24 protein-coding genes and 12 tRNA genes are annotated in these 23,103 nt (G+C 61.4%); 29 read left to right on the top strand and 7 right to left on the bottom strand.

Going from position 1 to position 23,103, the window contains the following annotated elements; genetic code table 11:
- The first annotated feature begins 347 nt into the window (after positions 1 to 347).
- Genes GU3_RS12960 through rluB form a run of 3 tightly spaced genes read left to right on the top strand, consistent with a single transcriptional unit; the run spans position 348 to position 2,758 of the window.
- Complete coding sequence (locus GU3_RS12960; protein WP_014292979.1) at positions 348 to 1,172, top strand: PHP domain-containing protein; 825 nt, start codon at positions 348 to 350, stop codon at positions 1,170 to 1,172.
- Between the two features lie 20 nt (positions 1,173 to 1,192).
- Positions 1,193 to 1,813 carry an L-threonylcarbamoyladenylate synthase gene (locus GU3_RS12955; protein WP_014292978.1) on the top strand — a complete coding sequence of 207 codons (621 nt, stop codon included), beginning with the start codon at positions 1,193 to 1,195 and terminating at the stop codon, positions 1,811 to 1,813.
- Between the two features lie 9 nt (positions 1,814 to 1,822).
- Positions 1,823 to 2,758, top strand: coding sequence for a 23S rRNA pseudouridine(2605) synthase RluB (gene rluB / locus GU3_RS12950; protein WP_014292977.1), 936 nt, complete (start codon positions 1,823 to 1,825; stop codon positions 2,756 to 2,758).
- Between the two features lie 106 nt (positions 2,759 to 2,864).
- On the opposite strand, the gene GU3_RS12945 is transcribed toward rluB, so the two are convergent.
- From GU3_RS12945 to GU3_RS12920, 6 genes are all read right to left on the bottom strand, one after another.
- Positions 2,865 to 3,836 (bottom strand): alpha-L-glutamate ligase-like protein, encoded by a 972-nt coding sequence (locus tag GU3_RS12945; RefSeq protein ID WP_014292976.1) that lies wholly within the window; start codon positions 3,834 to 3,836, stop codon positions 2,865 to 2,867.
- Entirely contained in the window at positions 3,829 to 5,343 is a 1,515-nt protein-coding gene (locus GU3_RS12940) for an inactive transglutaminase family protein (RefSeq protein WP_014292975.1), read from the bottom strand. Before GU3_RS12940 ends, GU3_RS12945 begins: the two co-directional genes overlap by 8 nt.
- Before the next feature lie 5 nt (positions 5,344 to 5,348).
- Positions 5,349 to 6,113, bottom strand: a complete 765-nt coding sequence (locus GU3_RS12935) for an ATP-dependent zinc protease (RefSeq protein ID WP_014292974.1) — start codon at positions 6,111 to 6,113, stop codon at positions 5,349 to 5,351.
- Entirely contained in the window at positions 6,110 to 7,117 is a 1,008-nt protein-coding gene (gene cmoB, locus GU3_RS12930; RefSeq protein WP_014292973.1) for a tRNA 5-methoxyuridine(34)/uridine 5-oxyacetic acid(34) synthase CmoB, read from the bottom strand. Before cmoB ends, GU3_RS12935 begins: the two co-directional genes overlap by 4 nt.
- Positions 7,114 to 7,842 carry a carboxy-S-adenosyl-L-methionine synthase CmoA gene (cmoA, locus tag GU3_RS12925; protein ID WP_014292972.1) on the bottom strand — a complete coding sequence of 243 codons (729 nt, stop codon included), beginning with the start codon at positions 7,840 to 7,842 and terminating at the stop codon, positions 7,114 to 7,116. The genes cmoB and cmoA overlap by 4 nt, the downstream gene beginning before the upstream one ends.
- A gap of 211 nt (positions 7,843 to 8,053) precedes the next feature.
- Positions 8,054 to 8,896, bottom strand: a complete 843-nt coding sequence (locus GU3_RS12920) for a DUF72 domain-containing protein (RefSeq protein WP_014292971.1) — start codon at positions 8,894 to 8,896, stop codon at positions 8,054 to 8,056.
- A gap of 217 nt (positions 8,897 to 9,113) precedes the next feature.
- On the opposite strand from GU3_RS12920, the gene aspS reads away from it, so the two are divergent.
- The 26 genes from aspS to nadA all read left to right on the top strand — a co-directional run bounded on the left by aspS (position 9,114) and on the right by nadA (position 22,651).
- Positions 9,114 to 10,877 (top strand): aspartate--tRNA ligase, encoded by a 1,764-nt coding sequence (aspS, locus tag GU3_RS12915; RefSeq protein ID WP_014292970.1) that lies wholly within the window; start codon positions 9,114 to 9,116, stop codon positions 10,875 to 10,877.
- Positions 10,878 to 10,880: 3 nt separating this feature from the next.
- Positions 10,881 to 11,312 carry a dihydroneopterin triphosphate diphosphatase gene (gene nudB, locus GU3_RS12910; protein WP_014292969.1) on the top strand — a complete coding sequence of 144 codons (432 nt, stop codon included), beginning with the start codon at positions 10,881 to 10,883 and terminating at the stop codon, positions 11,310 to 11,312.
- A gap of 15 nt (positions 11,313 to 11,327) precedes the next feature.
- Positions 11,328 to 12,068, top strand: coding sequence for a YebC/PmpR family DNA-binding transcriptional regulator (locus GU3_RS12905; protein ID WP_014292968.1), 741 nt, complete (start codon positions 11,328 to 11,330; stop codon positions 12,066 to 12,068).
- A 129-nt stretch (positions 12,069 to 12,197) separates the two neighbouring features.
- Positions 12,198 to 12,719 carry a crossover junction endodeoxyribonuclease RuvC gene (gene ruvC / locus GU3_RS12900; RefSeq protein WP_014292967.1) on the top strand — a complete coding sequence of 174 codons (522 nt, stop codon included), beginning with the start codon at positions 12,198 to 12,200 and terminating at the stop codon, positions 12,717 to 12,719.
- A 144-nt stretch (positions 12,720 to 12,863) separates the two neighbouring features.
- Entirely contained in the window at positions 12,864 to 13,466 is a 603-nt protein-coding gene (ruvA, locus tag GU3_RS12895) for a Holliday junction branch migration protein RuvA (protein WP_014292966.1), read from the top strand.
- A 3-nt stretch (positions 13,467 to 13,469) separates the two neighbouring features.
- On the top strand, positions 13,470 to 14,477 hold the full coding sequence (gene ruvB / locus GU3_RS12890) for a Holliday junction branch migration DNA helicase RuvB (RefSeq protein WP_014292965.1): 1,008 nt from the start codon (positions 13,470 to 13,472) through the stop codon (positions 14,475 to 14,477).
- A 318-nt stretch (positions 14,478 to 14,795) separates the two neighbouring features.
- Positions 14,796 to 15,206 carry a tol-pal system-associated acyl-CoA thioesterase gene (gene ybgC, locus GU3_RS12885; protein ID WP_014292964.1) on the top strand — a complete coding sequence of 137 codons (411 nt, stop codon included), beginning with the start codon at positions 14,796 to 14,798 and terminating at the stop codon, positions 15,204 to 15,206.
- A 1-nt stretch (position 15,207) separates the two neighbouring features.
- The gene (gene tolQ, locus GU3_RS12880; protein ID WP_305807331.1) at positions 15,208 to 15,876 is read left to right on the top strand and encodes a protein TolQ; all 669 of its coding nucleotides are present in this window, start codon (positions 15,208 to 15,210) and stop codon (positions 15,874 to 15,876) included.
- A complete protein-coding gene (tolR, locus tag GU3_RS12875; protein WP_014292962.1) occupies positions 15,876 to 16,301 on the top strand; it encodes a protein TolR in 426 nt (141 codons plus the stop codon). Before tolQ ends, tolR begins: the two co-directional genes overlap by 1 nt.
- Positions 16,302 to 16,304: 3 nt before the next feature.
- Positions 16,305 to 17,495, top strand: coding sequence for a cell envelope integrity protein TolA (gene tolA / locus GU3_RS12870; protein WP_014292961.1), 1,191 nt, complete (start codon positions 16,305 to 16,307; stop codon positions 17,493 to 17,495).
- Positions 17,496 to 17,497: 2 nt separating this feature from the next.
- The gene (gene tolB / locus GU3_RS12865; RefSeq protein ID WP_041543777.1) at positions 17,498 to 18,796 is read left to right on the top strand and encodes a Tol-Pal system beta propeller repeat protein TolB; all 1,299 of its coding nucleotides are present in this window, start codon (positions 17,498 to 17,500) and stop codon (positions 18,794 to 18,796) included.
- Positions 18,797 to 18,821: 25 nt separating this feature from the next.
- Positions 18,822 to 19,349 carry a peptidoglycan-associated lipoprotein Pal gene (gene pal / locus GU3_RS12860; RefSeq protein ID WP_014292959.1) on the top strand — a complete coding sequence of 176 codons (528 nt, stop codon included), beginning with the start codon at positions 18,822 to 18,824 and terminating at the stop codon, positions 19,347 to 19,349.
- Between the two features lie 16 nt (positions 19,350 to 19,365).
- The gene (gene ybgF, locus GU3_RS12855; protein WP_014292958.1) at positions 19,366 to 20,139 is read left to right on the top strand and encodes a tol-pal system protein YbgF; all 774 of its coding nucleotides are present in this window, start codon (positions 19,366 to 19,368) and stop codon (positions 20,137 to 20,139) included.
- Between the two features lie 140 nt (positions 20,140 to 20,279).
- Positions 20,280 to 20,355: transfer RNA gene (locus tag GU3_RS12850), tRNA-Lys, on the top strand.
- Between the two features lie 7 nt (positions 20,356 to 20,362).
- Positions 20,363 to 20,438: transfer RNA gene (locus GU3_RS12845), tRNA-Val, on the top strand.
- 29 nt (positions 20,439 to 20,467) lie between these two features.
- Positions 20,468 to 20,543, top strand: a tRNA-Val gene (locus tag GU3_RS12840).
- A 25-nt stretch (positions 20,544 to 20,568) separates the two neighbouring features.
- Positions 20,569 to 20,644, top strand: a tRNA-Lys gene (locus tag GU3_RS12835).
- A gap of 7 nt (positions 20,645 to 20,651) precedes the next feature.
- A tRNA-Val gene (locus tag GU3_RS12830) sits at positions 20,652 to 20,727 on the top strand.
- A 30-nt stretch (positions 20,728 to 20,757) separates the two neighbouring features.
- Positions 20,758 to 20,833: transfer RNA gene (locus GU3_RS12825), tRNA-Val, on the top strand.
- A gap of 25 nt (positions 20,834 to 20,858) precedes the next feature.
- Positions 20,859 to 20,934, top strand: a tRNA-Lys gene (locus GU3_RS12820).
- Positions 20,935 to 20,940: 6 nt separating this feature from the next.
- Positions 20,941 to 21,016 (top strand) — tRNA-Val (locus GU3_RS12815).
- A gap of 29 nt (positions 21,017 to 21,045) precedes the next feature.
- Positions 21,046 to 21,121 (top strand) — tRNA-Val (locus GU3_RS12810).
- Between the two features lie 25 nt (positions 21,122 to 21,146).
- Positions 21,147 to 21,222 (top strand) — tRNA-Lys (locus GU3_RS12805).
- Positions 21,223 to 21,229: 7 nt separating this feature from the next.
- Positions 21,230 to 21,305, top strand: a tRNA-Val gene (locus GU3_RS12800).
- A gap of 79 nt (positions 21,306 to 21,384) precedes the next feature.
- Positions 21,385 to 21,460 (top strand) — tRNA-Lys (locus GU3_RS12795).
- 129 nt (positions 21,461 to 21,589) lie between these two features.
- Positions 21,590 to 22,651, top strand: coding sequence for a quinolinate synthase NadA (gene nadA / locus GU3_RS12790; protein WP_014292957.1), 1,062 nt, complete (start codon positions 21,590 to 21,592; stop codon positions 22,649 to 22,651).
- A 63-nt stretch (positions 22,652 to 22,714) separates the two neighbouring features.
- Here nadA and GU3_RS12785 read toward each other — a convergent pair whose 3' ends face one another.
- Positions 22,715 to 23,074 (bottom strand): NirD/YgiW/YdeI family stress tolerance protein, encoded by a 360-nt coding sequence (locus tag GU3_RS12785; RefSeq protein ID WP_014292956.1) that lies wholly within the window; start codon positions 23,072 to 23,074, stop codon positions 22,715 to 22,717.
- Between the last annotated feature and the right edge of the window lie 29 nt (positions 23,075 to 23,103).

The following is a 23,103-nucleotide window of genomic DNA, read 5'->3' as shown; positions in this document are numbered from 1 at the left end:
ATCTGTCTGATGACCTGGCTGGCAATGTCGTCGTCGGTAACGCACGCAAATGCCGGTTGCTGAACAGGCCGGTTGTCGGGTTGCCATCGCCAAAAAATGAAAGAGGTCGGTTTCATCGCATCACCTTTTGCTGGATAATAAAAAAGCCCGCAGAGTTGCGGGCTTTCATGTTTCGCTGAGACTGTTGAACGAATACAGCAAATCACACCCGCTTCAGGGAGTGTGCCACCACCAAATGGTCAGAGTGGAAGTTTGCTGCAACATGGCGCTCATCTCGCTAATCGAAAAACTGGATACAGTTAAACGATATTTGCGGGGGCAAGTCAAGCCCAACCACAGGATTTTTTATGCGCATCGACCTGCACAGCCACTCCACCGCCTCCGACGGCAGCCTGAGCCCCGGCGAACTGCTGGCCCGGGCCGCCGAAAAGGAAGTGGACGTGCTGGCGCTGACCGACCACGATACCGTGGCCGGACTGAGTGAGGCGCAGGCCGCTGCCAATGAACACGGTATTCGGCTGGTGACCGGCGTGGAAATCTCGACCCTGTGGCAACACAAGGAAATCCACGTGGTGGGGCTGAACCTGGATCCGGCCCATCCGGAGCTTGTGCAACTGCTGGGCGAGCAGACCGGGCGGCGCGAGGCCCGGGCCCGGCTGATGAGCGAGCGGCTGGAAAAGGCCCGTTATCCCGGCGCCTATGACGGTGCCCGGGCCCTTGCCGGCAAGGCGGCCATTACCCGCACCCACATGGCCCGCTGGCTGCTGGAGCAGGGCGCCGCCGACTCCATGGGCAAGGTGTTCAAAAAGTTTTTGAGCCGGGGCAACACCGGTTATGCGCCGCCGGACTGGTGCTCCCTTGCCGATGCCATCACTACCATACAACAGGCGGGCGGCGTGGCGGTGCTGGCCCACCCCACCCGTTACGACCTGTCGAACAAATGGGTGCGCAACCTGCTGACGGCCTTTGCCGAGGCCGGCGGCGATGCCATGGAGGTGTCCATGGCCCAGCAAAGTCCGCAGGAACGTGCCACGCTGGGTAAGTGGAGCCGGGAGTACGGCCTGGCCGCTTCCGTGGGCTCCGATTTTCATTTTCCCAGCCAGTGGCGGGAACTGGGCCGCCAGTTGTGGCTGCCCAAGGAAGCCGATCCCGTATGGGAACGTTTTCTATAAAAATCATTCCGGGAGGAATCATGAGTCAGTTTTTTGAAATTCATCCAGACAATCCCCAGCCCCGGCTGATCAACCAGGCCGTGGCCATTGTGCGCCAGGGCGGCGTGGTGGTGTACCCCACCGATTCGGGTTACGCCATCGGCTGCCTGGTGGGCGACAAGAATGCCATGGAACGCATCTGCCGCATTCGCCAGATCGACAAGGAGCACAATTTCACCCTGGTGTGCCGGGACTTGTCCGAGCTGTCGGCTTATGCCCGGGTGGAGAACACCGCGTTCCGGTTGATGAAAAACAACACGCCCGGGGCCTATACCTTTATTTTGCGGGCCACCAAGGAAGTGCCCAAGCGGCTGCAGAACCCCAAGCGCAAAACCATTGGCCTGCGGGTGCCGGATCACGCCATCAGCCTGGCGCTGCTGGAGGCCCTGGGCGAGCCGCTAATGTCCTGCAGCCTGATTTTGCCCGGCGAGACCGAGGCGGAATACGATCCCTTTGAGATCCGCCACCGGCTGGAAAAAGTGGTGGATTTGATCATCGACGGCGGCGTGCTCGACCCCAGGCCCACCACGGTGGTGGATCTGTATGACGATAACCCGGTGATCCTGCGTGAAGGCGCGGGCGATCTCAGCCCTTTTGAATAAGTGAACGACATGACTGAAAAACTGCAAAAAGTGCTGGCCCGGGCCGGCAAGGGATCGCGCCGGGAAATTGAAGGGCTGATCAGCCAGGGCCGGGTGAGCGTGGACGGCAAGGTGGCGGTGCTGGGGGACAGAGTCACCGGCAGCGAGCAGATCCGGGTGGACGGCCACCTGGTGGAAACCCAGGCCGAAAGCGACATCGTGTGCCGGGTGCTGGCCTACCACAAGCCGGAAGGCGAGGTGAGCACGCGCAAGGATCCGGAAGGCCGGCCCACGGTATTTGACCGCCTGCCCCGGCTGCAGGGCGCCCGCTGGGTGGCGGTGGGCCGGCTGGATGTGAACACCTCCGGCCTGCTGCTGTTTACCACCGACGGCGAGCTGGCCAACCGGCTGATGCACCCGCGCCATGAGATTGACCGGGAATACGCGGTGCGGGTGTTTGGCGAGGTGGACGAAGCCATGCTGCAGCGGCTGCGCAAGGGGGTGATGCTGGAAGACGGCGAGGCCCGTTTTGAAACCCTGAAATACACCGGCGGCGAGAGCATGAACCTCTGGTTCCACGTTACCCTGAAGGAAGGCCGCAACCGGGAGGTGCGCCGGTTGTGGGAATCCCAGGGCGTGCAGGTGAGCCGGCTGATGCGGGTACGCTACGGCAAGATTGAAATGCCCAAGAACCTGCCCCGGGGCGGCTGGGCCGAGCTGCCGCTGGATCAGGTGAACTACCTGCGCAAGGAAGTGGGCCTGCCGCCGGAGCGGGAAAGCAAGGTGGACGTGAACGCCCCCGACCGTTTCAAGCAGGTGGCCCGCATTCGCAAGGCGGTGCGCAAGCACAACACTCGGGTCAAGGGGGCCGGCACCGGTGCCGCGCCGAAAAAGCCGGCCCCCACCGGCTCCCGCAGCCAGGGCCCCAAGCCGGGCCAGCGGCAAAAGCGCAAAACCCGCATGTAACACCTGTGAGGGGTGAGGTATAAACGCGCAAAGTAAAACGGCGCCGGATTCAAGCCCGGCGCCGTTTTTATCTCCTCACTCTAAACACCTCACCCCTTACCAACACTCACAACTCGCTGGCGAACTCCCGGCGGGAGAAGGCCACCCGTTCGTCGGGGGTCATGGTGATCTTGCGGCCCAGTTTTTCAATCTTGCGCAGGCGCGGCACCAGGCCGGCGGCGTTGGCGGTTTGTATCGCCAGCCCCGGGCGGGCGTTCAGCTCCAGCAGCATGGGGCCCTTTTGCTTGTCGAGCACCATGTCGGTGCCGATGTAGCCCAGTCCCGACATCTCGTAGCAGGAAGAGGACAGGTTCAGCAGCAGCTCCCAGTAGGGCACCTTCAGTTCGAACAGATCCCGCCCGGTATCCGGGTGGTAGCGCACCGGGGCATTGAACTGCACCGCCCGAATGGCCCGGCCGGTGTTGATGTCGAGCCCCACGCCCACGGCGCCCTGGTGCAGGTTGGCCTTGCCGTCCGACGCCTGGGTGGACAGCCGCATCATGGCCATGATGGGAAAGCCCTTGAACACGATCACCCGGGTGTCGGGGACGCCTTCGTAGGAAAAGCCGTCAAACACATCGTCGAAGTTGATAAGGGCCTCGATCAGCGCCACGTCCGGCTTGCCGCCGAGGGAGTACAGCCCGGCCAGAATGTTGGACACATGGCGCTCCAGATCCTCAATGGTCTCGGCCTTGCCGCTGGGCTTGGTAAAGCGCTGGCGGTCGTGATCCACGATCACCGTAATGCCCTTGCCCCCCGAGCCCTTGGCGGGCTTGATGCAAAAGCCCGGCCAGTCCTTGACCATGTCCCACAGGCGGGACACCTGGTGCTGGTATTCGATCACCCCCACCAGCTCGGGCACGGTGACACCGGCATCCAGCGCAATCTGCTTGGTCTTGAGCTTGTTGTCCACCAGCGGATACAGCCGCCGCGGGTTGTAGCGGCTGATATAGGAAATATTACGGCGGTTCATGCCCATAATACCGTGGCGGCCCAGCTCAAAGGGCGTGGCGTATTTGGCGAGCAGCTGCTTAATCATGTTTCAGCTCGTCCACCAGGGGCTTGAAGCGCTTGAGCTCGGTCAGGCGATAGCCGGTGTAGTTGCCCAGCAGCAGTACCGCGGCCATGACCATCAGCTGCAGACCGAGGAAGTTGAAGGTGAGGTGACGAATCAGCTCGTTGTTCATGGCCAGGAAGGCCATCACCGCCACCACCAGGGAGCCGCCGCCCTGCTTGACGACTTCTTTGGGGCCTTCCTCTTCCCACAGAATGGACATTCGCTCTATGGTCCAGGCCAGAATGATCATGGGGAAGAAGGTGATCTTCATGCCCTCGGTCAGGCCCAGCTGATAGGCGACGATGCTGAAAAAGCCGATCATGCCGATGACCATGATGATCACCGCCGAGATCCGCGCCACCAATAGCAGGTTGAGGTGGGAGAGGTAGGAGCGCAGCACCAGGCCGGTGCCCACGATCAGTAGAAAGCCCACCAGGCCGGTGAGCAGGCTGGTCTGAATAAAGGCCATGGCGATCAGCACCGGCATAAAGGTACCCGAGGTTTTCACCCCCACGATAATGCGCAGGAACACCACTGCCAGCACGCCGATGGGGATCAGCAGAATGCCCTTGAACAGGGCCTGCTCTTCCAGCGGCAGGTTGTACAGCGACACGTTGATCCAGTCGGGCTGGTCAAACTTCTTGGCCAGGGCCACGTTCACCGGTTGCTCCTGCTGCAGCATGGTGAAGGTAACGCGGGAGTTGCTGCCACCCACCAGATCCAGCACCGGCGCCGAGTGGTACTCCCACAGCAGCAGGTTTTCCTGGCGGCCCTGGGCTCCGGTGGCCGGGTTGAAGATGTCATAGCGCTCGCCGTCAAAGACCTGCACCACGTCCACCAGCGGCTGGCGCCGGCGGCCGTCTTCCAGCTGCAGGCCCTTCAGCAGCCGGGCCTGCACGCCGGCCCGGTGCAGCATGTCGAGCAACAAGGGACCGGCCGATTTGTGCTGGGCCAGCAGCTCGGCGTTCTGGCCGCCGCCGCCCAGTTCCCGCAACAGCTCCCGGGTAAAGGTAATGTTGTCGGAAGAGCGCTCCCGGGCCAGGCTCAGCACCTGATCCATGGCGGTGGCATAGGGCTCGGCCACTTCCACCGGGGTGATCTGGGGCGGGGTATTGCCGATGGGGCCCTTGGCAAAGGGGTCGAGCATCATGTCGACCTTGTAGTACAGCTCCTGATGGCCGGTGGCGGAGCGAATGGACCACTCGGCGCGGGCGCCGCCTTCGGTTTGCACGAACGACAGGCCATAACCGGGAGAAGCGGCAGACTCGTTCATCAGGGTAAAGCCGGGCTGGCTGCCGGGCACCGCCAGGGAGGCCTTTACCGGCCGGCCATTGGCTTCGAACTCCACCTTGGCCTCCACCGACCAGATCTGGCGTTTTTCACCGGGCAGCCAGGGCACTTCATAGACAAAGTGACGGTGTAGCATAAGTGCCAGCCCCACCAGGAACAGGGCTGCCACGATCAGATAAAAGGGTTTGCGTGAGTACATGCGGTTTACTCGCTGGAGGGGTTGGGGCGCTTGGGTTTGCCCTGCACATTACGGCGGGCAATATCCACCACGGCGATGTCTTTGAGAAACTCCCGGCCCAGTAGCACCGGGTAGGTCATCTGGGAGCGATCGGTCAGGGTAAACTCAGTTTTTTCCGACAGCCGGCCAAGGCGCATGGTCAGCTCCACCACGGGGCGGCGTTCGGTTTCCTCGGCCGAGGCCTGGCGAATACGCACATAACGCACCAGGGGGGCTTCCACCGGCAGCTTTTCATCCACCCCTTCGTGGGCCATGTTGAAGCTCACCCAAGGGGTGCCGTCGCGCTCGAATTCGGTGATGTCCTGGGCGCTGAGCGAGGAGGTGGTGGCGCCGGTGTCGATGCGGGCGGGAAACAGGTCGTTGACCGCATCCAGCCACACACTTTCGGTTTCTCCCACAATCAGCTTGCCGTCCCGGGTTTCGTTGTCGGGGGTGTTATCGGGGGCGGGCTCGCTGACCGCGGCCGGGGTGGCCGCGGGCGGGGTGGCGATCACCTGCTTTTTCAGGTTGCGGATTTCCTGCTGCAGAGCAGTCATAAAGGCGTGATGATTGTTGCTGAGCCGAGTGTTTTGCTGCTCCATGATGGTGGTCAGCCGGGTTTCCTGCTCGGCCAGCGCCGCCGACAGCTCGGGCTCGGACAGGGGCCGGGGCTCGGGCTCGCTGGGGGAGAGCTGGCCGGCGCAGGCGCTCAATAACAGGGGCATCAGCAATGACAGGGCCGCTTTGTTCATCCTTTACTCTCTTGTGGTCTGTGTTGCGGGTCGACCGGCTTGTTGGCGATGATGATGGCGCGCTTGGGAGCCGGGTATCCTTCAATGGTCTTGCCGGGGTCGTTCGGATCGAGAAAGTCCGCCAGCGATTCGTTGCGCATCCAGTCGGTGCGCCGTTGTTCGTCCAGGGTGGTGACGCTTTCGTCCACCACGCGAATCTGTTCAAAGCCGCACTTGGCGAGCCATCCCACCAGGGCCGCCGAGCTTGGAATAAACCAGACGTTGCGCATTTTGCCGTAACGTTCGCCGGGCACCAGCACCTGATGTTCGTCACCGTCGATGACCAGGGTTTCCAGTACCAGCTCTCCGCCGTCGTGCAACTGGGCCTTGAGCTGCAGCAGATGATCGATGGGCGAGCGCCTGTGGTAGAGCACGCCCATGGAAAACACGGTGTCAAAGGCGCGCAGCTCCGGCAGTTCTTCTATGCCTAAGGGTAATACCTGAATCCCCTGATAACCATTGGCGAAATGTTTGATGGCTTCGAACTGGCACAGAAACAGCTGGGAGGGGTCTATGCCCACCGCCATTTCGGCCCCTTCGCCCATCATGCGCCACAGGTGATAGCCGCTGCCGCAGCCCACGTCCAGCACATAGCGGTATTTCAGCGGACTGATATGGGGCTTGAGCCGTTCCCATTTCCAGTCGGAGCGCCATTCGGTGTCGATGTGAATGCCATGCACGTCGAACGGCCCCTTGCGCCAGGGATGAAACTGGCCGAGCAGGCTTTCGATTTTTTTCTGCTCTCCCGCCGACACCTCGCCGGGCTGGCCGATGGCGACCTGGTCCGTCAGCTCAATGCGGCCGGTATGAATGGCCGGCAATTTGCGCAGGGCCCGGCTCCAGCGGGCCAGATCGCCGTGCTGGTGCTGCTTTTGCCAGTCGTGCAACTGGGCGGGCAGGCAGTGCAGCCAGTGGCTGAGCCGGCTTTTGGCGATCTGCTGGTAAAAGTCGCTGAAGTCGATCATTTGACGGCCACCATGGAGCCGAAATTAAAACACTGGAACCACAGGTCGACATGGGCAAAGCCGATGCCTTTGAGCCGTGTCTTGTGTTGCTCCGGCGAGTCGGGGCGCAGCACGTTTTCCAGTGCCGTGCGCTTCTGGCTGATTTCCAGCTCGCTGTAGCCATTGGCCCGCTTGAAGTCGTGGTGCAGATCGATCAGCAGTTCGTTGACGGTGTCGTCAGCACTGACAAACTTTTCGCTCAAAATCAGCACGCCGCCCGGATTCAGGCCGTCATATATTTTTTTGAGCAAGGTCTCGCGTTGCGCGGGATCGATAAATTGCAGGGTGAAGTTGAGCACCACCACGGACGCATTTTCAATAGGAAGGTCACAGATGTCCGCTTCCAGCAGCTCGACCTCCACCTCGGAGCGAAAGGCCGCCAGATGATTGCGGGCCCGCTCCACCATGGCGGCGGAATTGTCGACCGCTACAATGCGGCAGCCGGGCTGGGCCAGATTACGGCGCATTTCCTGGGTGGCGGCACCGAGCGAGCAGCCCAGATCATAGAGTTGGGTATGGGGCTGGGCGAAGCGAGCCGTCATCATGCCGATGGCAGAGATGATATTGGAGTAACCGGGCACGGATCGCTTGATCATGTCCGGAAAGACATCGGCGACTTTATGGTCGAAACAGAAGTCGCCGAGCCGGGCAATGGGCGCGGCGAAAATATGATCTTTTTCTTGCATGGTGTTGTAAATACTGAACTCTGGCTGACGGCCGTATTGCCGTACTGAATGGCGGCTATTGTAAAAGAAGCGCAATGGGTTGTCTTGAGGAGCACCCTTGAGTGCGACAAATTCTTTTTATGCTGGCGGTGAGGGAAGTGAGGGGTGAGGGGGGAGGAGAAGGATGGATTTGAGTGTTTTTCCCCTCACACCTCACCCCTTACGGGCCAGCTCAAAAAAGACTGCCCTGGGCTTCGGGCGCCTGGCCTGGAAAGACGGGCAGGGGCGCCCCCAGTGCCTCGGCGAGGGTGGCGGCCAGCACGGGCGCTTGAATATTGTCGGCGGTATGCACAAACAGGTACACCGACTTGCCCTCATTCAGCCAGCTCTGCAGGCGCGGCAGCCAGGGCTGCCAGAAGGGCGTGTTGGCGGGCAAATCCGGATTGCCGATAAAGCGCACCACCGGCGCCTTGCCGGTGCTGATGATATGCACCGGCACTTTCGGTTTCTTTTGCTGAGCATCGGCCAGGGCCGGTGTGGTGGGGGCGACCGCAAACACCGGGCGGGAGTCCATGATAATGCGGTTGGCACCCCGCTCCAGCAACAACCGGTTGAGCCGGCGCTCCGCCTCGCCCTTGGCGAAAAAGGCCGGGTGCCGTACTTCCACGCCGAGTTCAACGTCTTGCGGCAGGGCGTCAAGCAGCTGCTGCAGGCCGTCGAGTTGCTCCGGCCCGGTGGCGGCGGGCAGTTGCAGCATCAGCATGCCCAGCTTGTGGTGCAGGGGCTCAAGCTGCCCGATAAAGGCCAGCGCCGGGGCGATATTGTCGCCCAGGCGGCCCTGGTGGCTGACGGTGGACGGAAACTTGAAGGTGAAGCGAAAGTCCGGGCCGGTCATGGCCTCCCAGCGGGTGAGGCTTTGGGTGTCGGGCACGCCGTAAAAGCTGGTGTTGCCTTCCACGGTGTTGAACACACGGGCATAGTCGGACAAATGCTCGGTACTTTTCAGCCCCCGGCTCAGCAAATGGCCCGGCCAGCCGGGATGGGACCACTGGCTCAGGCCCAGATATAACGGCATATTTCTCCTTTCAACCAAGGGAGCAGGGACTGGGGAATAGGGAATCGGCACCAGAAGAATGCGGTTTTTGCCTTTACCAGTCCCTATTCCCTATTCCCGCCTTTAAAGACATGATTTTACCCCTGTTCGGGTTTCCGATTATACTAGCGCGCTGTTCACAGACCAATTCAAGCCTGCGGCCGGGCGCCGCAGCCAAAGCACATCATAGGAAGACTCCATGCGCACTCATTATTGCGGGCAGGTAGACGCCTCCCTGGTTGGCCAGAGCGTAACCCTCAGTGGCTGGGTTCATCGTCGTCGTGATCTGGGCGGTCTCATCTTTATCGACATGCGCGACCGGGAAGGCATCGTTCAGGTGTTTTTCGATCCCGACAAGGCCGAGGCCTACGACCAGGCATCCGGGCTGCGTGCCGAGTTCTGCGTGCAGATCACCGGTGTGGTGCGTGCGCGCCCCGAGTCCCAGGTGAACAAGGACATGGCCACCGGCGAGGTGGAAATCTTTGCCCACGAACTCACCATCATCAACAAGGCGGCGCCGCTGCCCCTGGACTTCAACCAGAACAACTCCGAAGAGCAGCGCCTCAAGTACCGCTATCTGGACCTGCGTCGTCCCGAGCAGGCCCGTTTCCTGAAAACCCGTGCCCAGGTCACCAGCCGGGTGCGCCGCTTTATGGATGAGCACGGTTTCCTCGACATCGAAACGCCCATGCTGACCAAGGCCACCCCGGAAGGGGCCCGCGACTACCTGGTGCCGAGCCGGGTGCACAAGGGCTATTTCTACGCGCTGCCCCAGTCGCCCCAGCTGTTCAAGCAGTTGCTGATGATGAGCGGCTTTGATCGCTACTACCAGATTGTGAAGTGCTTCCGCGACGAGGATCTGCGCGCCGACCGCCAGCCCGAATTCACCCAGATCGACGTGGAAACTTCCTTCATGACCGCCGAGCAGGTGCGCGAGGTAATGGAGCAGCTGGTACGGGAACTGTGGCAGGACGTGGCCGGCGTGGATCTGGGGGCCTTCCCGATCATGACTCATGCCGAGGCCATGCGCCGCTACGGCTCCGACAAGCCGGATCTGCGCATTGCCATGGAGCTGACCGACGTCGCCGATCTGGTGAAGGACGTGGACTTTCAGGTGTTCGCCGGCCCGGCCAATGACCCCAAAGGCCGCGTGGCCGCGCTGCGCGTGCCCGGCGGCGGCGCGCTTTCCCGCAAGCAGATTGATGAATACGGCAAGTTTGTGGGCATTTACGGTGCCAAGGGCCTGGCCTGGCTGAAGGTGAATGAGGCCGCCAAGGGGCTGGACGGTGTTCAGTCGCCGGTGGCCAAGTTCCTGAACGACGCCATTGTCACCGAGCTGCTGCGCCGCACCGGCGCCGTGGATGGCGACGCCATCTTCTTTGGTGCCGACAGCGCCAAGGTGGTGGCCGACGCCATGGGCGCCCTGCGCCTGAAGCTCGGCAAGGATCTGGATCTGGTCGAGCACAGCTGGAAACCGCTGTGGGTGGTGGACTTCCCCATGTTCGAGGAAGAAGACGGTCGGCTCTACGCCATGCACCATCCCTTTACCGCCGCGAAAGACCTGTCTGCCGCCGAGCTGGAAGCCAGCCCGCTGACCGCCGTGGCCAATGCCTACGACATGGTGATCAACGGCTACGAAGTGGGCGGTGGCTCGGTGCGTATTCACGACAACGCCATGCAGCAGACGGTATTCCGCCTGCTGGGCATCAATGCCGAGGAGCAGCAGGAGAAGTTCGGCTTCCTGCTCGACGCCCTCAAGTACGGCACTCCGCCCCATGCCGGCCTGGCCTTTGGCCTGGACCGCCTGGTGATGCTGCTGACCGGCACCGACAACATTCGGGACGTGATTGCCTTCCCGAAAACCACCACCGCCTCCTGCCTGCTGACCGATGCGCCCAGCCTGGCCAATCCGGATGCGCTGGCGGAGCTGGCCATTCGCACCGAGTTGCCCAAGGCGGACTGAGCCATGGCCCACAAGCATCCGGAGTCGGTACTGATCCTCATTCATACTGCGGATCGGGTACTGCTGCTGCAGCGCAAGGACAACCCGGACTTCTGGCAGTCGGTGACCGGCAGCCTGGAAGCCGGCGAGCATCGCCTGCAGGCCGCCGCCCGCGAGCTGGAGGAAGAAACCGGCCTGGTGGTGGGCAACGGCCTGCAACTGGTGGAGACCGGGCACCGGGTGCGCTTTGAAATTTACCCCCACTGGCGGCACCGCTACCGCCCGGGGGTCACCCACAACTGGGAATACGAATTTCGTTTATGCCTGCCCGAGCCGCAATCCGTGCGGCTCACCGAGCACCTGGATCAGTGCTGGCTGCCCTTTGAGGAGGCTCGCGCCAGAGCCGGCTCCTGGACCAACCGGGACGCCATTGGCAGGCTGATAAACGGCGAGTAAAAGGAGACTGAAGTTATGGCAGGTCACAGTAAATGGGCCAATATCAAGCACCGCAAGGCGGCTCAGGACGCCAAGCGCGGCAAGATCTTCACCAAATTAATCCGTGAACTGACCACGGCGGCCCGCGAGGGCGGCTCCGATGCGGCTTCCAACCCCCGGCTGCGTGCCGCCATTGACAAGGCGCTGTCCAACAACATGACCCGCGACACCGTCGAACGGGCGGTGAAGCGCGGCGCCGGCGAGCTCGACGGCCAGCAGCTGGAAACCATCGTTTACGAGGGCTACGGCCCGGGCGGCACCGCCGTGATGGTGGAATGCATGACCGACAACCGTAATCGCACCGTGTCGGAGGTACGCCATGCCTTTTCCAAGAGCGGCGGCAACCTGGGCACCGACGGTTCGGTGGCCTACCTGTTCGAGAAAAAGGGCGTGATCACTTACGCCGAGGCGGACGAGGAAACCGTGATGGACGCGGCGCTGGACGCCGGTGCCGACGACGTGGTGGTGAACGGCGACGGCTCCATCGACGTCTACACCCAGTGGGACGAGTTCGGCACGGTGAAGGATGCCCTTGATGAAAGCGGTCTCGAGGCCGTCAACGCCGAAGTCACCATGATCCCCTCCACCAAGTCGGAGCTGGATGAAGACACCGCGCCCAAGCTGCTGCGGCTGCTCGACATGCTCGAAGATCTGGACGACGTGCAGGAGGTGTACCACAACGGGGACATCTCCGACGAACTGGCCGAACAACTGTAAACGACGGAATGTCACCTCCGCGTAGGCGGAGATCCAGTGCGGCTCTGCAGGCGATGCCATGTCTGCAGAGCCGTACACCTTTTCTCTGGACCCCCGCCTTCGCGGGGGTGACCATTGGCTCTGCTTCCTATGTCCATTATTCTCGGTATCGATCCCGGCTCGCGCATCACCGGTTACGGGGTGGTACGCCAGACCGGCAATAAAATGGAGTACCTGGGCTCCGGCTGCATTCGCATGAGCGATGAGGCGCTGGCGCCCCGGCTCAAGAAAATCTACGACGGGGTCAGCGAGATCATTTTGCAGTTTCGCCCGGATCTGTTCGCCATCGAGCAGGTGTTTATGGCCCGCAACCCCGACTCGGCGCTGAAGCTGGGCCAGGCCCGGGGCGCGGCCATCGTCGCCGCCGCCAATGCCGGACTGGAGGTGGCGGAGTATTCCGCCCGTCAGATCAAGCAGGCGGTGGTGGGGCAGGGGGGCGCCGACAAAACCCAGGTACAGCACATGGTGGTCCGGCTGCTGAGCCTGCCGGGCACGCCCCAGGCGGATGCCGCCGACGCATTGGCGGTGGCCCTGTGCCACGGCCACACCCGCCAGAGCCTGATCGGCATGGCCGGCCAGGTGCGCGGCACCGTGCGCGGGCGTCTGCGCTGAAATCAGGGATGAGGGATTGGGGACTCGGGAATGGAAAGCGTCGTCTCCCTCATGCCCAGGCCTGAATCCCCGCTTTGATACATGGATATTTATCCAGTTATTTATTATTCTTGGCCCAGTTTTGTACGTTAGCGGAGCGCCTTCGTGATAGGTCGGTTAAAAGGTATCATCGTCGAAAAACAGCCCCCGGAGATCCTGCTGGATATCAATGGCGTGGGCTATGAAGTCACCCTGCCCATGAGCTGCTTTTATGAGCTGCCCAATGTGGGCCAGGCGACCACGGTATTGACCCACTTTGTGGTGCGGGAAGACGCCCAGCTGTTGTTTGGCTTTAACACCAAAACCGAGCGGGCGCTGTTTCGGGAGCTGATCAAGACCAACGGCGTGGGCCCCAAGCTGGCGCTGGCCATTCTTTCGGGCATGACCGCCGATCAGTTTATTCATAACGTAGAGCAGGGCGAGATCACCGCCCTGGTCAAGCTGCCTGGGGTGGGCAAGAAAACCGCCGAGCGCCTGATAGTGGAAATGCGCGACCGGCTCAAGGGCTTTGGCGGCTACGATCTGTTCAACCCGGCACCCGAGTCGGCCTTGTCGGCCGGTGGCGACGGTGCTCGGGACGAAGCCCTGGCCGCGTTGCAGGCGCTGGGCTACAAGGCCGCTCAGGCCGAGCAGCTGATGAAGAAAATTGCCAAACCCGGCATGGACGCGGAGCAGCTGATCCGCGAAGCCCTCAAAAGCATGGGATAAGCCATGATAGAAGCGGATCGTTTTATCAACCCGGCCCCGCGGCAGGAAGAGGAAGCCATCGACCGGGCCATTCGGCCCAAGGCGCTGGCGGACTACCGGGGCCAGGACCATGTGCGCGGCCAGATGGAAATCTTCATCGAGGCGGCGCGCCGGCGGGAAGAAGCCCTGGATCACCTGCTTATCTTCGGCCCGCCGGGGCTTGGCAAGACCACATTGGCCAACATCGTCGCCAATGAGATGGGGGTGAGCATCAAGACCACCTCGGGTCCGGTACTGGAAAAGGCCGGTGACTTGGCCGCCATGCTCACCAACCTGGAGCCCGGCGATGTGCTCTTTATCGACGAAATTCACCGGCTGAGCCCGGTGGTGGAAGAAATTCTCTATCCGGCGATGGAAGACTACCAGCTCGACATCATGATCGGCGAAGGCCCCGCCGCCCGCTCCATCAAGCTGGAACTGCCGCCCTTTACCCTGGTGGGCGCCACCACTCGGGCCGGCTCGCTGACCTCGCCCCTGCGGGATCGCTTTGGCATCGTGCAGCGGCTGGAGTTTTACCAGGTGGCGGATCTGGCCCACATCATCAGCCGTAGCGCCGGCAAGCTGGGCCTGACCATCGACGACGACGGCGCCCTGGAAATGGCCCGCCGCGCCCGGGGCACGCCGCGTATCGCCAATCGCCTGCTGCGCCGGGTGCGCGACTTTGCCGAGGTCAAGGGCAGTGGCGCCATCGACGCCGCCATCGCCGCCCAGGCCCTGGACATGCTGGATGTGGACAAGCAGGGCTTTGACTATATGGATCGCAAGCTGCTGATGGCGGTGCTCGACAAGTTTATGGGCGGCCCGGTGGGTCTCGACAACCTGGCGGCGGCCATTGGCGAGGAAAAGGAAACCATCGAGGACGTAATTGAGCCTTATCTCATTCAGCAGGGCTTTTTGCAGCGCACTCCCCGCGGTCGCATGGCCACCCCGCGCGCCTACCTGCATTTTGGATTCGATCTCCCTGAAGCCTGACGGCAGGTAGCTGCCGCTTTAGCTGGCAGGGGCTGCGCAGCAGTCCTTTATTACAGGCGTCGCCGGTTTGGTTGCGCCAGCTAAAGCGGCGCCTACAAACACACCGTCGCTCGGACGATTTCACAAAGAACTCCGCTCCTGCAGACACAGCACAGCATCACCAATCAACTCCACTTCCAGCTTCCAGCTCAGAACTTCCAGCTCTCCCGAAGGGGAGCAGGGTCATCCAGTGTCGTGCCCTGTCGCGGCCTTCTTCTTTCGCGGCGCCGACTTGGGTATAGTAATTCCATCTTTTTTGGCCGGATCCCCGGGATTTGCATGTCACACACGCCGTTTCACTGGCCGGTGCGTATCTACTACGAAGATACCGATGCCGGCGGTATCGTTTACAACGCCAATTATCTGAAATTCATGGAAAGAGCCCGTACCGAGTGGCTGCGGCACTTAGGGATAGAGCAGGATGGCCTGCTCGACAAGGGGATCGCCTTTGTGGTGCGCCGGGTCGAGATGGATCTGCGCCGGGCGGCCCGGTTCAATGATGCATTAAAAGTCACCGTCACGGTGAAAATGCTCAAACGTGCCTCTATTGTGTTTGAGCAGGAAATTCTGGATGATGCGGGCCTTTCTCTGGTGAGGGGCGAAGTGGTCATCGCCTGCGTCGACATCGCCAAAATGAAACCTTTTGCCATTCCTGAGCCGTTGATGGGGGTATTGTCGGGTGCACGCTGAAATCTCGTTTATAGGTCTTTTTCTGCAGGCCAGCCTGCTGGTCAAACTGGTGATGCTGGGGCTGGTGGGCATGTCGGTGCTGTCCTGGGCGCTGATCATCAATCGCCGCCGGGTGCTCACCTCCGCCCGGGCCGACGCCGACAAGTTTGAAGACCGGTTCTGGTCCGGTGCCGATCTCAGCCGGCTCTATCACGAGTCCAACGCCCGGCGCGACAGCCTGGCCGGCATGGAGCAGATCTTTCACGCCGGTTTTCGCGAGTTTGTGCGTCTGCAAAAGCAGGGCCGGCCTCAGGAAACCATACTGGAAGGCACCTACCGCACCATGCGTGTGGCCCTGTCCCGGGAAGTGGACCGTCTGGAAACCAATCTATCGGTACTGGCGACCATCGGCTCCATCAGCCCCTATATCGGTCTGTTCGGTACCGTCTGGGGTATTATGAATGCCTTTATCGCCCTGTCGGAAATCAAGCAGGCCACCCTGGCCATGGTGGCCCCGGGCATCGCCGAAGCCTTGATCGCTACCGCCATGGGCCTGTTTGCCGCCATTCCGGCGGTGATCGCCTACAACCGTTTCAGTTATCAGGTCGAGCGGCTGGAAAACCACCTGGCCAACTTCATGGATGAGTTTTCCACCATTCTCAACCGGCAAGTGACCACGGGTAACCAGTAATGCAGAGCTATCAGCGCAAGCGGCGCAAACGCGTGGCCGAAATCAACGTGGTGCCCTATATCGACGTCATGCTGGTGCTGCTGATCATCTTCATGGCCACGGCGCCGGTGATTACTCAGGGCGTAAAAGTGGATCTGCCCCAGGCCGAGGCGGAGCTGCTGCCGGAAGACAGCGACACCCCGCTGGTGGCCTCGGTGGATGCGGAAGGCCGTTATTTCCTCGACGTGGGTGAAAGCCGGGACGAGGCGGTGGACTTGCTGGCCCTGGCCGAGATGGTGCAGGAAAAACTGGCGGCCAATCCCAAGGCCCCCGTGGTGGTGCAGGGCGATGCCAATGTGCGCTACGACGCGGTGATCCAGCTGATGGCGACCCTCAAGGCGGCCGGTGTGCCCAGCGTGGGCCTGATGACCCAACCGGAGCAATAAGGCGTGTTTGATAACCAGAGCGGGGGCATTCGCAAGGCGCTGGTGATTTCGCTGGGGCTGCATGTACTGATCGGCGTGATACTGCTGGTGGGGGTCAACTTCAACACGCCCAAGCGGCCGACCCAGGCGGCGTCCATTATTGAAGCCACCATGATCGACGACGGCATGGTGGCGGCCCAGGCCGAGCGGCTGGCGGAAATGCAGGCAAACCGCGACGCCGAGCAGGCCGCGGCCCAGGCGAAAGCCGAGGCCGCGCAAAAGGCCGCCGAGGAAGCCGAACGACAGGCGGCGGAGCAAGCCGCCACCGCCGAAGCGGCGCGCCAGGCCGAGCAGCAAAAGGCCGTGGCCGAGCAGCAGGCCAAGGCCGAAGCGGAGCGTCAACAGGTGCTGGAGCAGCAACGTCAGGCCGAAGCCGCCCGCCGTGCGGAAGAGGCCAGAAAGCAGGCGGAAGCCGAAGCGGCGCAGAAGGCGGCGGAAGCGAAGAAACAGGCGGAAGCCGAGGCAGTGCGCAAGGCGGCAGAAGCCAAGAAGCAGGCGGAAGCCGAGGCGGCGCGCAAGGCGGCGGAAGCCAAGAAACAGGCGGAGGCCGAGGCGGCACGCAAGGCGGCAGAAGCGAAGAAACAGGCGGAAGCCGAGGCGGCCCGCAAGGCCGAGGAAGCGAAGAAGAAGGCCGAGGCGGCACGCAAGGTGGCGGAAGCCAAGAAGCAGGCGGAAGCCGAGGCGGCGCGCAAGGCCGAGGAAGCGAAGAAGAAGGCCGAGGCCGAGCGCAAGGCGGCAGAGGCCAAGAAACAGGCGGAAGCCGAAGCGGCCCGCAAGGCGGCGGAAGCCAAGAAAAAAGCGGAAGCCGAGCAGGCGATGAAGGATCTGGAAGCCCTGATGGGCGGCGGCTCGGCGGGAGGCGCGTCGTCCGCTGCCTCGGCCGCGGAAGTGGATCGCTACACCGGCATGATCATCGCCGCCATTCAGCGCAACTGGCTGGTGGGGCCGACCATGGTGGGCAAGCAGTGTCGCATTAACGTGCGGGTGGCGCCCGATGGCCTTATTCTGACCATAGGGCAGGGGCAGGGCGATGCAGAGGTCTGCCGCTCGGCGGAGTTGGCCATTCGCAAAACCGGAACCCTGCCCATGCCCAAGGATCCGGACGTGAACAAACAGCTGCAAAATCTGAATTTGACCCTGATACCGAGGCTTTGATGATGACAAAACGATGGTTGTGGTTATGGCTGCCGCTGCTGATGCTGGCAGGACGAGCCCAGGCGGCGCTGGACATAGTGATCACCGGCGGCATAGACAGTGCCCGGCCGGTGGCGGTGGTACCCTTTGAATGGACCGGCGGTGGCGCCGCCCCCCAGGAGCTGTCCGAGGTGATTGCCAACGATCTGCGCAACAGCGGCATGTTCCGGCCGCTGGACCGCAATGCGCTGCCCCAGCGGGTGTCCCGGGCCGATCAGCTGGACCCCATGCTGTGGCGTTCGCGCCAGGCGGAAGCCGTGGTGGTGGGCAGCATTGCGCCGGCGGGCAACAACCAGTATCGCATCAGCTTTGAGCTGGCCGACGTGCTCGGCGGTAACGGCGCCCAGCTGCTGGAAAGCCGCAGTGCCACCGTGCCCGCCGCCCAGTTGCGCCAGTACGCTCACCGTATTGCCGACATCGTGTTTGAGAAGCTGACCGGCATCAAGGGCGCGTTTCTTACCCGCATCGCCTACGTTAACGTGCAGCACGGTGCCCAGTATCCGTACCAGCTGATGATCGCCGATTACGACGGCTTCAACGAGCAGGTGCTGCTGCGCTCCCGGGAGCCGCTGATGTCGCCGGCCTGGTCGCCGGACGGCCGTAAACTGGCTTATGTGTCCTTTGAAAACAAGAAGGCCGAGATTGTGGTGCAGGATATTTACAGCCAGCAACGCCGGGTGGTGAGCTCCCAGCCTGGCATCAATGGCGCCCCCGCCTGGTCCCCCGACGGCAGCCGGCTGGCGCTGGTGCTGTCCCGGGATGGTCAGCCCGAGGTTTATGTACTCACTCTGGCCAGTGGCCAGTTGACCCGGGTGACCAATAACCGCACAATCGACACCGAGCCGACCTGGTCGGCGGACGGAAAAAGTATTTATTTTGTCTCCGAACGGGGCGGCCGGCCACAGGTCTACCGCACCGAGCCGGGCAGCGGCAATGCCCGCCGCGTGACCTTTGAGGGAGACATGAATCTGGGCCCCCGGGTCACGGCAGACGGTCAGAACATGGTGCTGGTCAGCCGCTCCCAGGGGCAATACCGGATTGCCCGACAGGAGCTGGACGGAGGCTATCTGCAGGTGTTGACCGAAACACAGCTGGATGAGTCTCCGAGCCCGGCGCCCAACGGCACCATGATCATCTACAGTACCACCTATCAGGGCCGGCAGGTGCTGTCCCTGGTATCGATGGATGGTCGTTTCAAGGCCAGGCTGCCGGCGCGCAGCGGCGATGTCCGCTCACCGGCGTGGTCACCGTTTCTAAACTAAAAATTGCTTTTTCTAAGGAAAAACCATGCAAATGAAAAAACTGCTTCAGAGTCTGGCGGTAGCACTTCCCATGTTGACCCTGGCTGCATGTAGCTCCACCGGCGACTCCGACACCATGTCCGGCGCTGACGGCAGCTACCAGGACGGTGGCGTTCAGACTGGTGGTGCCCAGACCGGAGGCGCCTTGTCCGCCGAAGAGCAGATGCGTCAGCAATACGAAGCCCTGCGTCGTGAAAACGTGATCTACTTCGAGTTCGACCGGGACGAAGTAACCGGCCACTATGCTCAGGTGCTGGAAGCCCATGCCAGTTTCCTGCGTTCCAACCCCAATGTGAGCATTCTGGTGGAAGGTCATGCCGATGAGCGCGGTACTCCCGAGTACAACATCGCCCTGGGCGAGCGTCGTGCCAAGGCGGTTACCAGCTACCTGCAAAGCCTGGGTGTGAGCGGCTCTCAGCTGGCCATCGTCAGCTACGGCGAGGAAAAGCCGATTGATACGTCCCGCAGCGAAGACGGTTTTGCCAAAAACCGCCGCGCGGTACTGGTTTACTAAGGACTGATCCGGTTACATGATGATTAAATTCGCGGCCATTTCGATGGCCGCTGTTTTATCCACCGCCAGCTGGGCCCAGGCCCCGGTGGCCAGTGTGGGTGGCAGCGGCTCCGTCAATGAGCGCCTGGCCGAGCTGGAGCGGGGCTTCAGTGCCCGCAGCCAGGCGCAGATCGATCAACAACGTCAGCTCAATGCCATGCAGCAGGAGCTGAGCGAATTGCGTGGCCTGCTGGAAGAGCAGAGCTACCGGCTGGAGCAGGTGATAGAGCGCCAGCGCAGCATGCTGGCGGCCCAGCAGGAAGCCGCCTCGTCTCCCAGGGGGGCATCGGAGGCGCCGGCAAGCGCTGCTGAGCCGGCCCCGGCGGCCAGCCGGGCTGCGTCCAGTCAGGCCACTCCCGATCCCGAGCCCGCCGGCGATGAGCAGGCCACCTACGACAGGGCGGTGAACCTGGTGTTGCAGGACAAGGACTACAACGCCGCCATTCCGGCCTTTGCCCGTTTCATTACCCAGTACCCCCAGTCCACCTATGTGCCCAATGCCCACTACTGGCTGGGACAGCTGCTGTATGCCCAAAAGCGCTTTGATCAGTCCAAGGCCCAGTTTGCCCGGGTGGTGGAGGCGTATCCCAAGTCCAACAAGCGGGCGGATTCCCTGCTCAAGCTGGGGCTGATTGCCCGGGAGCAAAAAGACGACGGTCAGGCCCGACAACATTTTGAGCAGGTACTGAGCGAATACGCTGGCAGCAGTGCCGCGCGGCTGGCACAGGAAAACCTGGATGCGATGAAATAAACGGCGGATTGGCGGAATTTTGTGAGAGTCGCTTGTTCCTTGAGCAAACGAAATAAAATGATAATTTAGCTGTTGCGTCACACAATTAAATCCGTAATATAGGCCGCCGTTGGCAGGGGGCAGCAGCCACCCACCAGCACGGGTCGTTAGCTCAGTTGGTAGAGCAGTTGACTTTTAATCAATTGGTCGCAGGTTCGAATCCTGCACGACCCACCAGATTCCCGGACGCTTAGCTCAGCCGGGAGAGCACCTCCCTTACAAGGAGGGGGTCACTGGTTCGATCCCAGTAGCGTCCACCAGTTTTGGTACTTTCTTAAAAGTGCACCCAGGGTGATTAGCTCAGCTGGGAGAGCACCTCCCTTACAAGGAGGGGGTCACTGGTTCGAGCCCAGTATCACCCACCACTTTCCGAGGAAAGTGACACAATTCGGGTCGTTAGCTCAGTTGGTAGAGCAGTTGACTTTTAATCAATTGGTCGCAGGTTCGAATCCTGCACGACCCACCAGATTCCCGGACGCTTAGCTCAGCCGGGAGAGCACCTCCCTTACAAGGAGGGGGTCACTGGTTCGATCCCAGTAGCGTCCACCAGTTTTGGTACTTTTGCTAAAAGTGCACCCAGGGTGATTAGCTCAGCTGGGAGAGCACCTCCCTTACAAGGAGGGGGTCACTGGTTCGAGCCCAGTATCACCCACCACTTTCCGAGGAAAGTGACACAATTCGGGTCGTTAGCTCAGTTGGTAGAGCAGTTGACTTTTAATCAATTGGTCGCAGGTTCGAATCCTGCACGACCCACCAGTTCCCGGACGCTTAGCTCAGCCGGGAGAGCACCTCCCTTACAAGGAGGGGGTCACTGGTTCGATCCCAGTAGCGTCCACCAGTTTTAGTACTTTCTTAAAAGTGCACCCAGGGTGATTAGCTCAGCTGGGAGAGCACCTCCCTTACAAGGAGGGGGTCACTGGTTCGAGCCCAGTATCACCCACCACTTTCCGAGGAAAGTGACACAATTCGGGTCGTTAGCTCAGTTGGTAGAGCAGTTGACTTTTAATCAATTGGTCGCAGGTTCGAATCCTGCACGACCCACCAGATTCCCGGACGCTTAGCTCAGCCGGGAGAGCACCTCCCTTACAAGGAGGGGGTCACTGGTTCGATCCCAGTAGCGTCCACCACTTATTCCGAATGAATAAGCTTCCGTTTATACGGGTCGTTAGCTCAGCTTATTCCGAATGAATAAGCTTCCGTTTATACGGGTCGTTAGCTCAGTTGGTAGAGCAGTTGACTTTTAATCAATTGGTCGCAGGTTCGAATCCTGCACGACCCACCAGTTTTTCCCATTCCCCTTCAGTATTCCACGTCCTGCTGCTTCCTGTTGTTAACGTAAATTTGGGTTGCCCCGTGTTCGGCGGTATAATGGCGCCAGTATGTTATCTGGATGGAGCACCGGCACACCGCCATGACTGAAGCTGTTGATATTGTCGAATTTGACTATCCTTTTCCTGCCAAGCCGGCCCCGCTCAGCGCGGAGCAGCAGCGAGCGCTGAAGGATGAAATCAAGACCCTGCTGAAAGCCCGCAATGCGGTGCTGGTGGCGCACTATTACACCGATCCTGAAATCCAGGCGCTGGCCGAGGAAACCGGCGGCTGTGTGGCCGACTCCCTGGAAATGGCCCGTTTTGGCAAGGAGCACGAGGCACAAACCCTGATCGTGGCCGGGGTGCGCTTTATGGGCGAGACCTCCAAGATCCTGAGCCCGGAAAAAACCGTGCTGATGCCCACCCTGGAAGCGGAATGCTCCCTGGATCTGGGCTGCCCGGCCGATGAATTTGCTGCCTTTTGCGATGCCCATCCCGATCACACCGTGGTGGTGTATGCCAATACCTCGGCGGCGGTCAAGGCCCGGGCCGACTGGGTGGTGACCTCCAGCATTGCGCTGGAAATCGTCGAGCACCTCGACAGCGAAGGCCACAAGATCATCTGGGCACCGGACCGTCACCTGGGTGCCTATATCGAAAAGCAGACCGGTTGTGAAATGCTGCGCTGGCAGGGCGCCTGCATCGTCCACGACGAGTTTCGTGCCAAGGCCCTGAAGGAACTCAAGGCCCAGAACCCCGATGCTGCCGTGCTGGTGCATCCGGAGTCGCCCCAGTCGGTGGTGGAGCTGGCGGACGCGGTGGGCTCCACCAGTCAGCTGATCCAGGCCGCCAAAGACCTGCCCCACAAAAAGCTGATCGTGGCCACCGACAAGGGCATTTTCTACAAGATGCAGCAGGCCTGCCCCGACAAGGAAATGGTGGAAGCCCCCACCGGCGGCAACGGTGCCACCTGCCGCAGCTGTGCCCACTGCCCCTGGATGGCGATGAACGGCCTGGTGGCCATTCGTGACGCCCTGAAGGACGGTGGTGAAACTCACGAAATTCACGTGGATGAAGCCACCCGGGTCAAGGCCATGATCCCGCTGGAGCGCATGCTCAACTTTGCCAAAGCCTTGAAAATGAAGGTACAGGGCAACGCCTGATCGAGGCGCGTAAAAAAGCCGAAGGCCCTGCCTTCGGCTTTTTTTGTTGGGCTCATCCTTGGTTCAGGGCGCCAGCTCGACCCTGTCCACGTCCAGCTCGGTTTCGTTCCAGTCCTTGTCGATTTCTCCCCACAATATCAGCCGGGTATCGGGCGTGGCTTCGACGCCCTGCCAGTCTTCATTGTCGATCTCCACCACCAGGCTGCCGCTGTCATCCTGAAAGCGGTATTTCTCGTCGCCCAGGGATTCGGTGATCACGCCGGTCAGGCGAACCTGGCTGTCATCGCCAAGTTCCAGCGCCTGGGACACGCTGACCTGTTCGGTACGATCCGGGCCGCTGAAGCCGCCGGTGGCAGCCAGGGCAGTGCCGGAAAGCAGGGTAAGGGTGACGGCTGCCAGGGTCAGGCTAAAAGGCTTGTTCATGGTCTCATGCTCCGTTGTTATTGGGACAA

The sequence above is a fragment of the Oceanimonas sp. GK1 genome (assembly GCF_000243075.1).
In the GTDB taxonomy this organism is placed as follows: Bacteria; Pseudomonadota; Gammaproteobacteria; order Enterobacterales; family Aeromonadaceae; genus Oceanimonas.
This window is presented reverse-complemented; position numbering and strand designations above follow the sequence as displayed.

Coding starts and splice junctions, on each gene's coding strand:
- ruvC (WP_014292967.1), top strand. CDS start 12,198: ATGTCCATTATTCTCGGTATCGATCCCGGCTCGCGCATCACCGGTTAC.
- GU3_RS12785 (WP_014292956.1), bottom strand. CDS start 23,074: ATGAACAAGCCTTTTAGCCTGACCCTGGCAGCCGTCACCCTTACCCTG.
- GU3_RS12940 (WP_014292975.1), bottom strand. CDS start 5,343: ATGTACTCACGCAAACCCTTTTATCTGATCGTGGCAGCCCTGTTCCTG.
- GU3_RS12935 (WP_014292974.1), bottom strand. CDS start 6,113: ATGAACAAAGCGGCCCTGTCATTGCTGATGCCCCTGTTATTGAGCGCC.
- nudB (WP_014292969.1), top strand. CDS start 10,881: ATGGCCCACAAGCATCCGGAGTCGGTACTGATCCTCATTCATACTGCG.
- tolR (WP_014292962.1), top strand. CDS start 15,876: ATGCAGAGCTATCAGCGCAAGCGGCGCAAACGCGTGGCCGAAATCAAC.
- rluB (WP_014292977.1), top strand. CDS start 1,823: ATGACTGAAAAACTGCAAAAAGTGCTGGCCCGGGCCGGCAAGGGATCG.
- cmoA (WP_014292972.1), bottom strand. CDS start 7,842: ATGCAAGAAAAAGATCATATTTTCGCCGCGCCCATTGCCCGGCTCGGC.
- tolB (WP_041543777.1), top strand. CDS start 17,498: ATGACAAAACGATGGTTGTGGTTATGGCTGCCGCTGCTGATGCTGGCA.
- cmoB (WP_014292973.1), bottom strand. CDS start 7,117: ATGATCGACTTCAGCGACTTTTACCAGCAGATCGCCAAAAGCCGGCTC.
- GU3_RS12945 (WP_014292976.1), bottom strand. CDS start 3,836: ATGATTAAGCAGCTGCTCGCCAAATACGCCACGCCCTTTGAGCTGGGC.
- ybgC (WP_014292964.1), top strand. CDS start 14,796: ATGTCACACACGCCGTTTCACTGGCCGGTGCGTATCTACTACGAAGAT.
- GU3_RS12960 (WP_014292979.1), top strand. CDS start 348: ATGCGCATCGACCTGCACAGCCACTCCACCGCCTCCGACGGCAGCCTG.
- GU3_RS12905 (WP_014292968.1), top strand. CDS start 11,328: ATGGCAGGTCACAGTAAATGGGCCAATATCAAGCACCGCAAGGCGGCT.
- pal (WP_014292959.1), top strand. CDS start 18,822: ATGCAAATGAAAAAACTGCTTCAGAGTCTGGCGGTAGCACTTCCCATG.
- GU3_RS12920 (WP_014292971.1), bottom strand. CDS start 8,896: ATGCCGTTATATCTGGGCCTGAGCCAGTGGTCCCATCCCGGCTGGCCG.
- nadA (WP_014292957.1), top strand. CDS start 21,590: ATGACTGAAGCTGTTGATATTGTCGAATTTGACTATCCTTTTCCTGCC.
- aspS (WP_014292970.1), top strand. CDS start 9,114: ATGCGCACTCATTATTGCGGGCAGGTAGACGCCTCCCTGGTTGGCCAG.
- ruvB (WP_014292965.1), top strand. CDS start 13,470: ATGATAGAAGCGGATCGTTTTATCAACCCGGCCCCGCGGCAGGAAGAG.
- ybgF (WP_014292958.1), top strand. CDS start 19,366: ATGATGATTAAATTCGCGGCCATTTCGATGGCCGCTGTTTTATCCACC.
- GU3_RS12955 (WP_014292978.1), top strand. CDS start 1,193: ATGAGTCAGTTTTTTGAAATTCATCCAGACAATCCCCAGCCCCGGCTG.